The sequence below is a fragment of the Vibrio sp. D431a genome (assembly GCF_030248655.1).
GTDB lineage: Bacteria > Pseudomonadota > Gammaproteobacteria > Enterobacterales > Vibrionaceae > Vibrio > Vibrio alginolyticus.
The window spans coordinates 17662-29788 of the sequence record NZ_JAHGAP010000018.1 but is presented as its reverse complement, the minus strand read 5'-3'; the positions used below and the strand labels follow the sequence as shown (position 1 = coordinate 29788).

10 protein-coding genes are annotated in these 12127 nt (G+C 47.2%); 2 read left to right on the top strand and 8 right to left on the bottom strand.

What is annotated here, in order from left to right:
* From ilvD to ilvG, 4 genes are read right to left on the bottom strand one after another with little or no spacing between them, the layout of a single operon-like run.
* Nucleotides 1-1842, bottom strand: a complete 1842-nt coding sequence (gene ilvD, locus KJB35_RS16170; RefSeq protein ID WP_005383859.1) for a dihydroxy-acid dehydratase — start codon at nucleotides 1840-1842, stop codon at nucleotides 1-3.
* 13 nt (nucleotides 1843-1855) lie between these two features.
* The gene (gene ilvE / locus KJB35_RS16165) at nucleotides 1856-2794 is read right to left on the bottom strand and encodes a branched-chain-amino-acid transaminase (RefSeq protein WP_005378953.1); all 939 of its coding nucleotides are present in this window, start codon (nucleotides 2792-2794) and stop codon (nucleotides 1856-1858) included.
* 12 nt (nucleotides 2795-2806) lie between these two features.
* Nucleotides 2807-3091, bottom strand: a complete 285-nt coding sequence (ilvM, locus tag KJB35_RS16160) for an acetolactate synthase 2 small subunit (RefSeq protein WP_005378958.1) — start codon at nucleotides 3089-3091, stop codon at nucleotides 2807-2809.
* A gap of 11 nt (nucleotides 3092-3102) precedes the next feature.
* Entirely contained in the window at nucleotides 3103-4749 is a 1647-nt protein-coding gene (ilvG, locus tag KJB35_RS16155) for an acetolactate synthase 2 catalytic subunit (protein ID WP_005378960.1), read from the bottom strand.
* 465 nt (nucleotides 4750-5214) lie between these two features.
* On the opposite strand from ilvG, the gene KJB35_RS16150 reads away from it, so the two are divergent.
* Nucleotides 5215-6738, top strand: a complete 1524-nt coding sequence (locus tag KJB35_RS16150) for a YifB family Mg chelatase-like AAA ATPase (RefSeq protein WP_005383862.1) — start codon at nucleotides 5215-5217, stop codon at nucleotides 6736-6738.
* Between the two features lie 55 nt (nucleotides 6739-6793).
* Here the strand turns inward: KJB35_RS16150 and KJB35_RS16145 are convergent, their stop codons facing one another.
* The gene (locus KJB35_RS16145) at nucleotides 6794-7750 is read right to left on the bottom strand and encodes a DUF2860 domain-containing protein (RefSeq protein WP_005379034.1); all 957 of its coding nucleotides are present in this window, start codon (nucleotides 7748-7750) and stop codon (nucleotides 6794-6796) included.
* 149 nt (nucleotides 7751-7899) lie between these two features.
* Between KJB35_RS16145 and KJB35_RS16140 the strand changes: the two genes are divergently transcribed.
* Nucleotides 7900-8778, top strand: coding sequence for an acyltransferase (locus tag KJB35_RS16140; protein ID WP_017821568.1), 879 nt, complete (start codon nucleotides 7900-7902; stop codon nucleotides 8776-8778).
* Nucleotides 8779-8824: 46 nt separating this feature from the next.
* Here KJB35_RS16140 and KJB35_RS16135 read toward each other — a convergent pair whose 3' ends face one another.
* Genes KJB35_RS16135 through ccoG form a run of 3 tightly spaced genes read right to left on the bottom strand, consistent with a single transcriptional unit; the run spans nucleotide 8825 to nucleotide 11923 of the window.
* Nucleotides 8825-9427, bottom strand: a complete 603-nt coding sequence (locus tag KJB35_RS16135) for a thiol:disulfide interchange protein DsbA/DsbL (protein WP_005379036.1) — start codon at nucleotides 9425-9427, stop codon at nucleotides 8825-8827.
* A gap of 34 nt (nucleotides 9428-9461) precedes the next feature.
* Nucleotides 9462-10448: a serine/threonine protein kinase gene (locus KJB35_RS16130; RefSeq protein WP_005379037.1), complete on the bottom strand. Its 987-nt coding sequence runs from the start codon at nucleotides 10446-10448 to the stop codon at nucleotides 9462-9464.
* A gap of 53 nt (nucleotides 10449-10501) precedes the next feature.
* The gene (gene ccoG / locus KJB35_RS16125; RefSeq protein ID WP_033906581.1) at nucleotides 10502-11923 is read right to left on the bottom strand and encodes a cytochrome c oxidase accessory protein CcoG; all 1422 of its coding nucleotides are present in this window, start codon (nucleotides 11921-11923) and stop codon (nucleotides 10502-10504) included.
* Between the last annotated feature and the right edge of the window lie 204 nt (nucleotides 11924-12127).

Here is a 12127-nt window from a genome sequence, read left to right as displayed (position 1 = left end):
CTAGCCCTCTAGCTTCGACTTGTCTCGTACTGCACCCTTGTCAGCACTGGTTGCCATACTCGCGTACGCTTTGAGTGCAAAGGAAACTTCACGTTGGCGGTCAACTGGTTTCCAGCCTAGTTCGTCTTGTTTTGCACGGCGCTCAGCAAGTTCTTGTTCAGACACTTGGAGTGAAATTGAACGGTTTGGAATATCAATTGCGATCATATCGCCTTCTTTTACCAGGCCAATTGCACCGCCGTTTGCTGCTTCAGGAGAGGCGTGGCCGATAGAAAGACCTGATGTGCCGCCAGAGAAACGGCCGTCAGTCAGAAGTGCACACTCTTTGCCAAGGCCCATCGATTTTAGATAAGTGGTTGGGTAAAGCATTTCTTGCATGCCCGGACCACCTTTAGGGCCTTCGTAACGGATAACAACCACGTCGCCAGCTTTTACTTTGCCGCCTAAGATGCCTTCTACGGCGTCTTCTTGGCTTTCGAAAACTACGGCTGGGCCAGTGAATTTATGAATGCTCTCATCCACACCAGCAGTCTTAACGATACAACCATCTAATGCGATGTTGCCTGATAGAACGGCTAGGCCACCTTCTTGGCTAAAGGCATGATCGATAGTACGAATACAGCCTTCCGCACGGTCGTCATCAAGGCGATCCCAGCGGCAATCTTGTGAGAACGCTTGAGTAGTACGAATTCCCGCAGGACCTGCGCGGTAGAACTTAAGTACTTCTTCGTCTTCAGTTTGGATGATGTCGTATTTCGCCAGCTGCTCTTTCATCGAAAGGCCAAGCACGGTGCGCGCATCATTGTGTAGAAGACCTGCACGATCTAACTCACCAAGAATTGCCATGACGCCACCAGCGCGGTGTACGTCTTCCATGTGATATTTCTGGGTAGATGGTGCCACTTTACATAGGTGTGGTACTTGGCGTGATAGGCGATCGATATCTTCCATATCGAAATCCACTTCACCTTCTTGCGCTGCAGCCAACAGGTGCAAAATAGTGTTGGTTGAGCCACCCATTGCAATATCCAGTGCCATCGCATTTTCGAACGCATCAAACGTAGCGATGTTGCGTGGCAGTGCTGATTCGTCATCTTGCTCGTAGTAACGACGAGTCAGTTCAACGATGCGACGACCTGCATTAAGGAACAGTTGTTCACGGTCAGCGTGCGTTGCCAGCATAGAACCGTTACCTGGTTGAGAAAGACCCAGTGCTTCCGTTAGACAGTTCATTGAGTTTGCAGTGAACATGCCTGAACACGATCCACACGTTGGACATGCGCTGCGTTCGATCTGCTCGCTTTGCTCATCAGACACTTTTGGATCCGCGCCTTGGATCATCGCATCTACAAGGTCTAGTTTGATGATCTGATCAGAAAGCTTGGTTTTACCCGCTTCCATTGGACCACCAGAAACAAAGATAACCGGGATGTTGAGACGCATAGATGCCATCAACATTCCCGGAGTGATTTTGTCACAGTTAGAGATACATACCATGGCATCGGCACAGTGCGCGTTGACCATGTACTCCACAGAGTCTGCGATCAGTTCGCGTGAAGGCAGTGAGTACAGCATGCCGCCGTGACCCATTGCGATACCATCATCAACCGCGATGGTGTTGAATTCTTTTGCGATGCCGCCGGCTTTTTCGATTTCACGCGCTACAAGCTGGCCCATGTCTTTCAGGTGTACGTGACCCGGAACAAATTGAGTAAACGAGTTTACAACGGCGATGATTGGTTTACCGAAGTCTTCTTCTTTCACACCCGTTGCACGCCACAGTGCTCGTGCACCCGCCATGTTACGACCATGTGTGGTGGTAGCTGATCTATATTTTGGCATTTCCTAATCCTTCTTACTTCTGTTCTGGGTACACATAGTCTAACCAGCCCCACTTATCTTCCGTGGTGCCGTCAAATAGGCCAAAGTAGGCTGCTTGTAGTTCTTTAGTGATTGGGCCGCGTTTACCTGTACCTACTTCAATTTTGTCGATGGTTGCCACTGGTACAATCTCAGCCGCAGTACCTGTCATGAAGACTTCATCGGCAAGGTAAAGGGCTTCACGAGCAATGTTCGCTTCACGTACTTCGTAGCCTTTATCGCGTGCAATTGTCATGATCGAGTCACGAGTGATGCCCGGTAGAATCGCGCTAGTTGCTGGTGGTGTGGTGATTACGCCATCTTTGATAACGAAGATGTTTTCACCAGCCCCTTCCGATAGGTAACCATCTACGCTTAGCGCAATACCTTCGTCGTAACCGTGACGACGGGCTTCACCACCAACCAGTAGTGAAGATAGGTAGTTACCGCCTGCTTTAGCCGCAGTTGGGATGGTGTTTGGCGCAGCGCGGTTCCAGCTTGAAATCATCGCGTCGACACCTTTTTCTAGCGCTTCTTCGCCTAAGTAAGAGCCCCAAGGAAATGCTGCAATGATTAGATCCATCTCAGTGCCAACTGGTGGACATACGCCTAAGCCAACATTACCGACAAAACCCAATGGACGAATGTAAGCGCTGTCGAGTTTGTTTTGGCGCAGCGTTTCGCGGGTCGCTTCCATGATTTCTTCTACAGAGAAAGGGATCGGAAAGCGGTAAATCTTGGCAGAATCTTTTAGACGTTGTGCATGCTCACGGTGACGGAAGACAATTGGGCCTTTTGGTGTGTTGTAACAGCGCACGCCTTCAAACACGGATGTACCATAGTGCATTGCGTGAGTCAGAACGTGAACGTTCGCCTCTGCCCATGGAACCATCTCACCATTAAACCAAATGAAATCTGCAGTTTTCGTTGCCATTTGTTGCCTTCCTTATGCACTTACGTGTTGTTGTAAGTTGTGATTTGGCAGTTCATCGTTGCGGATTTTTAGCACCTCAACCTTACGAACGTCCCACAACTTCTCTATTTGATTGATCAAAAACGAGATTGGTCGATCGCTGTCGACGATGATCTCGACGCTGGCTACTTTGCTTTCGTGGTTTTGCGTAGCAGCGACTTGTTTGATCACGAAGCCTCGGTGACGAATCACACGTAGAACGCGCTCCAACAGTACCGGTTTGTCATCGGCTTTGATGTCGAGTAAATATCTGTCCATGCGATTGTCTCCTATGTATTTTCCAACATATCACTGTTTGATGCGCCAGGTGGCACCAATGGCCACACGTTTTCTTCTTCATCAATCAAAACGTGAAGCATGTAAGAAGTTTCACTCGCTAGCATCTCTTTGAGAGCAGGTTCGACTTCTTCTTTCTTGGTGATGGTTTTGCCCGGGATATCGAACGCTTTTGCTAACATCACGAAATCTGGGTTGTCATCAAGAATGGTTTCACTGTGGCGACCGTCAAAGAACAATGACTGCCATTGGCGAACCATGCCAAGACGTTGGTTATTAAGAAGGACAATCTTCACTGGAATCTGTCGACGCTTCAGCGTGCCCAATTCCTGAACGTTCATCATAAATGAACCGTCACCTGTAATAAGGATAGACTGATCATCAGGACGTGCGACTGCAGCGCCCATCGCTGCTGGCAAGCCAAAGCCCATGGTGCCAAGGCCAGCAGAAGTGATAAAATTTTGTGGTTCGCGTGGCTGGATATGTTGCGCTGCCCACATCTGATGCTGACCGACGTCGGTCGAGACAATTGAGCTATCTGGCATCATGTCAGACAGTTGTTTAAGCAATAGCGGTGCGTAGATTAACTCGCCTGGGTGGTCGTAACGCCACTTAAAGCCGCTGCGCAGACTTTCACTGTGATGAACCCACGGTGAGATATCTTGAGTCAGCTCTAGCTGAGGAAGAATGGTGTTGATGTCGCCACGTAATGGTGCGTTGGCGTGGCGCAGTTTATGAATCTCCGCAGCATCAATGTCGATGTGAATCACTTTCGCATTTGGTGCAAACGTATCGAGCTTACCCGTCACACGGTCATCAAAACGCGCGCCAACCACGATCAATAGATCGGCTTCTTGAACCACTAGGTTGGCGGCTTTGGTGCCATGCATACCCAACATACCAAGATAGTGAGGATCATGGCGTTCAATGGTACCGAGGCCTTTTAATGTGCTAACTGCAGGCATTGGGTTTAAGCGAAGAAATTCGCGTACTGCATCGGTTGCTTTCGCAAGTTGCACGCCACCACCAACATACAACACTGGGCGAGTAGATGCTGCCAGCACATCTTGCGCACGTTTGATATCTTCAGCGCTGACATCTTCGATTGCTGGTGCTATGTATGGAGGAAGAAGGTCTGTAGGTGCTTGAGCGAGTTGAACGTCTTTGGCGATATCGACAATGACAGGACCCGGACGACCGGTTTTTGCGACCTCAAAGGCTTCGGCAAGTGTCGGAGCTAGATCTTCAATTTCGGTCACGAGATAGCTGTGCTTAGTACAGGCTAGGGACATTCCGATCACATCCATTTCTTGGAATGCATCGGTACCGATATGAGAGCTAGCAACCTGGCCTGTGATGGCAACTAGAGGTACGGAGTCAAGGAAAGCGTCGGCAAGGCCGGTAACAAGGTTAGTGGCTCCTGGGCCAGAAGTTGCCATGCACACAGCAACGTCTTGAGTGGAACGAGCCATCCCGATAGCTGCCATAGCGGCCCCTTGCTCGTGACGGCATAGGATGTGTTCCACCCCACCGTCATACAAAGCATCATAGATTGGCATGATGGCCCCGCCGGGGTAGCCAAAAACGGTTTCGATGCCTTGCTGTCTTAAAGCGGCTACGACAAGTTGTGCACCAGTCATCGTAAACCTCCTTTGCTACGTTGTGGCTCGTAGCGATTGCCATATTTATTGCACTTCATGTGCACTCCCATTCTTCCCGTTAAACTGTCCGAGGGTTAGACAGATGACAACTTGTAGTTGTAAAAAAACCCCCGGACTTTTCAGTGCGGGGGTTTTTTGTAATTTGTGGTTACCTTTCGCCCACAATACCCCGCGCGGTGCCAATAATGACCACGATAATCAGGGCTAGCAGTGCGTTGATATGAGCGAAAAGGTTCATCTGTCTGTCGTTCTTTTTTCGTTAAAAAATGTTGTGTAATGTTCTACGAAATTGTTTGCGTCATTAGTGGTATCACACAATTCCGCTGCATGACAAGCAAAAAGTCATTCTTTTTTCACATTAACTCTCAATTGGGACGCGGTATATAACATAACCAACTAGATAAAACATTTGTTTACAGAGTGTTCAAAAAAATTGAGGAACGTATGGGGCTGGCAATCATTCATAGTCGAGCAAGCGTCGGGGTGCAAGCGCCATCGGTTAGTGTAGAAGTTCATATCAGCAACGGCATGCCAGGGTTTACCTTAGTAGGCTTGCCAGAGACAACGGTAAAAGAGTCCAAAGATCGCGTACGCAGTGCGATCATTAATTCTAACTTTCAATTTCCTGCTAAGCGGATCACCGTGAACTTGGCTCCGGCAGATCTACCCAAGGAGGGAGGGCGTTTTGATCTTCCTATTGCATTGGGAATTTTGGCCGCTTCGGAGCAAATCGCGACAGATAAGCTCAAAAACTACGAATTTGTTGGTGAGTTAGCGTTATCTGGTGGTCTGAGACCTGTAAAAGGTGTGCTGCCTGCTGCGCTGGAAGCCAGTAAGATTCAACGTCATTTGGTCGTCCCACATGTGAATGGCGATCAGGCGGCGCTGGTGGGGAAGGAACAACATAAATCGGCCCAATCATTACTGGAAGTATGTGCCGAGCTTTGTGGTCAACATCGACTGAATCTTTTTCAAACGCCTAAGCGAAAAACGATCGAAAAACATGGTCGAGACTTACAAGATATTATTGGCCAACAACAAGGTAAGCGAGCACTGGAGATTGCTGCCGCTGGAAACCACAACTTACTTTTCCTTGGCCCGCCAGGTACTGGAAAAACGATGTTGGCTTCGCGTTTGTGTGACTTATTACCGGAAATGAGTGACGAAGAAGCAATGGAAACCGCTTCGGTGGCATCGTTGACTCAGAGTGAAATTAATGAGCATAACTGGAAGTCGCGTCCGTTTCGTTCTCCGCATCATTCAAGTTCAATGGCGGCATTAGTCGGCGGTGGCTCGGTACCCAGACCAGGGGAGATCTCTTTAGCCCACAACGGGTTATTGTTTCTCGATGAAATGCCCGAATTTGATCGTAAAGTTCTAGACTCGTTACGCGAACCGCTCGAATCTGGCGAGATCATTATCTCTCGAGCGCAAGGTAAAACACGCTTTCCGGCTCGCTTCCAATTAGTTGGAGCCTTGAACCCAAGCCCGACAGGATATTACGAAGGCAATCAAGCGCGCACCAATCCACAAGCTATTTTGCGCTACCTTGGTCGATTATCTGGACCACTGTTAGATCGCTTTGATATGTCTTTAGAAATCCCAGCTTTGCCCAAAGGGACATTAGCAGAAGGTGGTGATCGCGGTGAGCCGACTGCTATCGTAAAAGCGCGTGTGAGCCATGCGCGTAACAATATGCTAAACCGCAGTGGTAAGGTCAATGCACTGCTAGGTAGTCGAGAAATTGAGGCGTTTTGTCCCTTGCACAAGAGTGATGCTGAGTTTCTTGAAACCGCTTTGCACCGTTTAGGACTCTCGATTCGTGCGTATCATCGTATTATCAAAGTGGCGCGAACAATCGCCGATCTGGATGGGGCGGAGCAAATTGAACGAACGCACTTGGCCGAGGCACTTGGGTATCGAGCGATGGACCGTTTACTGAAACAGCTTACGGCGCAAGCGGTATAGACAGCAAAGTGTCATCGCAACAAGTTTTGTAAGCACCTTGTTGCGATGAAGGACGTTAGAAGGTGTAGTTGAGACCAAGCGACAATAGGTACTCTTTCTCCTCATAAAACGTGATATTCGAGTCAGTTTGGCTATAGCCGGCTAAAGAAATGAACGACCAGTCTTGCCAGTCAAATACGTTTTGATATTCGTAGGCCGCAAATAGGCTGATGGTGTCGTCATTTCGTGTTTTAGCAAAAGTTTGGCTAGCGGCTTGATAGTCTTTCCATGCATAACCCGCTGTGAGGGCCAATCGATGGCGGTTGATAAATTTAAACCAGCTAATGTCAAATCCGTACGAATCAAATGACTCCGCTTTACCGTCGGCATCTTGATTGATGTAGGTGAAAGCGGGTTGCAACATAGACGTTTGGTTGAGTGGAATGCGATAGTCGCCTTTGACATAGTAAAGGTTAGCATCGCGAGCAAGTGAGCGGTCTGTCACTTCCTCCTGCTCGATGTCTTTATCAGCATAAGCAAGATCAAGGTTGAAGTTTTTATCAATTAACCCTTTGATCTGAAAGCGATACGCATTGCCGTCAACATCCGTCTCTTTACGTGCGGTTCCTACTTGATAAGGGTTGCGCCAAGTTTCGCCTTTGAGTACCGTCGGCAGATAGGAAACATCGAGCACGGTGCCAGATTGTAGCTCGTGTTGATAGCCCAACTGAAAAGCGAGTGTACCTACCGCGACATCTGAGCGTGTGGTACCGGCGTAAACTTGGTGGTTGAGTCGGCTACCAAAGGTGTATGTCACACTCCCTAGCGGTGCAGCGATAACGGAACTGTCACTATCGGCACGCTTATCGAGAGAATCGATGGTGTTACTATTTTCTGTATTGAAATTGGATTCTGATGATATGAATCCGGCATTCAGCGAAATTTCACCGCCAAAACCTGCGGTTTCAGCGAGTTGAGCCTGAGCAGAACTGACGACAAAGGCCAAAGGCAAGAGAAGTAGCCTTGGTTTCATTCGTTATCTCCTTGTTGTCGAATGAGTGGTGCACATATTGGTTGCGGTAACAAATCTGACCATTTCCACGCATGTTCCAATGTGGCAAAGGCGCAGTATAATTACACGCTGTTTTATTCTTCACACATTATCACTGTTGTTTGACTATCATGTTGGCATATTTGTTATTTTTTTTTAACGCTTCTTTTGTGATTCTCAATTCTGCGGTTTGTTCACTCGCAATTTGTGTTATCGCTGTATTTAAAATATTGCTTCCTGGCGTAAAGCTAAAAGCGATAGCGACCGTTTGTGCCAATAAGGTGATGTGGTTATGGGCTACCGTTAATGCGTGCATTCTGGCGGTATCTAACCGTGTTGAGTGGGATGTTCAGGGCGGTGAAGCGCTTAAAAAAGACGGGTGGTATCTGCTGATCAGTAATCATCTCAGTTGGACAGATATTGTTGTGCTTTGCTGCGTGTTTAAAGACCGTATTCCCATGCCGAAGTTTTTCCTCAAGCAACAACTGCTGTATGTGCCTTTCATCGGGATGGCGTGTTGGGCGCTCGACATGCCATTTATGCGTCGCTATTCGCGAGAGTATCTGATCCGCAATCCTCATAAGCGAGGTCAAGATTTAGAAACGACACGTCGCTCGTGCGCTAAATTCAAACACACTCCAACCACAGTGGTTAACTATGTCGAAGGAACCCGATTTACCGAAGAAAAGCAGCGTAAGAGTAAAGCAAACTATCAATATTTGCTGCAACCAAAATCGGGCGGGATTGCGTACACGTTAGCGGCGATGGGGGAACAGTTCGAGAGCATTATCGACGTTACGTTGGCGTACCCAGAAAATACGCATAAACCGTTCAAGGATTTATTGATGGGCCGCATGAGCAAGGTGGTTGTGCGTGTAAATGTGTTACCCGTTGATGAAAGAGTGCTTGGTGATTACTTCAACGATAAGCCCTATAAGCGGCAATTTCAACAATGGCTGAGTGATGTGTGGCAAGAAAAAGATCGGTTACTACAAGAGATTTACAAGTAAACAAAAGGGGAGCGACGTGCTCCCCTTTTGATTGATATCGATGTGCTTATTTTAGTGTCAGCAAGTAGTTCACCAGAGAGAAGTACTCATCCATCGTTTTGATGCTTTGTGCTTGAACTAGGTATTTGTTGTTAACGATAACCGCAGGAACGCCGGTTAGACCGCTGTTTTCAAATTGCTTGTCCATACGGCGAACCATTGAATCAACCGCGAAGCCTTTGAATGCAGAATCGAATTTTTTCGCATCTACACCTTCATCAAGGAAGATTTGACGAAGTTCTTCATCATTACGTGGTGCTTTCTTTAGATTGTGGATGCGGTTAAACATCACTGGCACCATTTTGTCTTCCACTTTTAATGCAACCATCGTTGCGTAGGCTTTGCTCATTGATGGGCCCATGTTGCCACCCATGAAAGAAACGTGGTTTTTTAATAGCTTAGTACCTTCTGGTAACTGCTTTTTCAGTTGCTGGATAACCGGTTCAAAGCTATTACAGTGCGGGCAGTAGAAAGAGAAAAACTCCGTCACAAGAGGTTTTTTTGATGCCTCAAGATCCAATACTTTGTAATGTTCACCTTCTTTGAATTGCGCTGCATGTGCCGACAGGCTTAACATCAGCATAGAAAACAGTGCGAACAGTTTTTTCATCGAAATATCTCCATTTTTGAATTTTTGGCCTGACTTACCACTGAGGCATTAAAGACAGCGGTGCTTCTTCTAAAGCGGCGATCTGCTCTTTAAATGCAAGGACCTGACCTTCCCAGTATTTTGGCTCATTAAACCATGGAAAAGCGAGAGGAAATGCAGGGTCATGCCAACGTTTTGCTAGCCATGCCATATAGTGCACCATTCGTAGACCGCGAAGTGGCTCGATTAGTTTCAATTCTGCAGGATTAAAGTCGCAAAACTCTTGGTAAGCCTCTAAAACAATATCCAACTGCATCAGTTTGTCTTGGCGTTCACCGTTCAATAGCATCCATAAGTCTTGTACTGCAGGGCCGTTACGAGCGTCATCCAAATCAACAAACATAGGGCCATCTCGCCACAAAATATTGCCTGGGTGGCAATCGCCATGCAAACGAATCATATTGAAGCCTTCTTGCCAGTGGCTTTCAATTGATTTGATCAGCATATCCAAGTCATTGAAGAAGCTGTTCTCCAAGTGCATTGGAATCATATTGGCGTTTTGCAGAATCTCTCTTGGTTGATACAGGTATTCTTGTAAGCCGATCGTAGGGCGATGTTGGAACGCTTGGCGGCTGCCGACTTTATGGATGCGGCCAAGGAAACGCCCTACACCTTCGAGCTGATCTAAATTGTCAACCTCGTATTGGCGACCACCCACGCTATCAAACAGCGCAAAAGCATAGCCTTGATAGTGATGCAGGGTTTCACCGTTGATGCGCACAGGTGGTGCGACGGGTATCTCATTGCCAATCAGCTCTAAAGTAAAGTCGTGCTCCTCTTGGATCTGTTCATTGCTCCAACGTTCAGGACGGTAAAACTTGACGACATAACGACGACGCTCTTCGTCAGTAAATTGATAAACACGGTTTTCGTAGCTATTGAGGGGAAGAAAGCCTGATTCTGCGCGAACGCCGATGCTTTCTAACGCGTACCACATAAAGTCTGGGGTAAGGGCGTCAAAGTTAAACATACTTTGGGACATATAAACAAAAAGGCTCATTACTGAGCCTTTTTCCGTTAGTCACTGAAGTAGCACTATAGTTTTTTAATAAAACGGCTTTCTACTTCAATGGTGAATTCGTTGCTCTTATCGGTGAGTATAAACTGAATTGTCGTAATCGCAGAGTTTAGCTTGTCAGGATCGGCACCAAGACTCATTGGCAGGTTTAATACCTCACCTGGCTGGACCTGAATTGTCTGCTTACCATACCAGCTTACATCGGATAGCCCTTCAACATCCAACGAGTACTCTTGCACTTGCTGAGTTTTGTTGATCACTTTGAGGGTGTAGGTGTTTTCTACTTCTCCCGAGCTATTAACGCGGAACAGTTGGTTACGGTCGCGAATAACACTCATGCCGGCTGGGTCTACCGCTGCAATTTGGGCAAAGAAAAGACCGACCATGACGAGTAGTACGGCACCATAGCCTAGCAGCTTCGGACGCATGACTTTGGTACTCTTACCCGATAAGCGATGTTCGGTGGTGTAACTAATTAGGCCTTTCTCGTAGCCCATGCGATCCATGGTGTTGTCACACGCATCAATACAGGCGCCACAGTTGATACATTCATACTGCAAGCCGTCACGAATATCGATACCTGTTGGGCACACCTGCACACACAAATCACAATCAATACAATCACCCAAACCAAGCTGCTTTGGATCGGCTTTACGCGGACGTGGGCCACGTTTTTCCCCACGTTTTGCATCGTAGCCAACGATGAAGGTGTCTTTATCAAACATGGCAGATTGGAAGCGCGCGTAAGGACACATGTGAATACACATGATGGAACGCATCCAACCAGCATTACCATAAGTACAAATGGCAAAGAACATTACCCAAAAGACGGGCCAGAAGTTGGCGTTAAAGGTGAAAAAGTCGATAACCAATTGCTTCATTGGTACGAAGTAGCCAACAAAAGTAAAACCAGTGGCGAGTGCAATGGCAAACCAAGCTATATGTTTGACGGTTTTACGCATCGCTAAATTCGCCGTCAGCTTATTGGAGTCTTGTTTACGGCGTTTATTGGCACTACCTTCGAGCTTCTCTTCAAACCAGATATACATGAAGGTCCAGACGGTTTGTGGGCAGAGATAGCCACACCAAACCCGACCTAAGAAGGTGGTAATAAAGAACAACCCAAACGCCGCGATCACAAACAGCAAGGCGAGTAGGGTAAGATCTTGTGGGTACAGGGTGGTACCGAAAAAGTTGAACTGCTGGTTGCCAATATCGAGCAAGATCGCTTGACGTTCACCGTAAGGAATCCACGGTATCAAAGCGAAGAGAAGTAGTAAGAACCAACCACCGTAACGACGTAGTTTCTGGTAAGTTCCTTTACTTTCGCGTACATAGATGCGATTACTTGGGTTAAACCGATCCCCGTTTCCTTTGTGGGTTTTGGGATTATAGGTTTTAGGAGTCACATCTTTGATATCGATCTTGTCCTGACTCATGCACTCATCCTTCTTAGGCTTTTATAATGTACGGCGTCATTTCTATTGATGTCGCTCGATGACATTGCTGCTCGTTCCGTCATAAAGATGACCGAACATAATTATTTTAGTAAATACTGATGAACGGCGATTATACAATCAATAACAATTCCGTTTCTTTAACGCAGTCAATGTTTAACAACAAAAATCAGTACAGTTAACCTG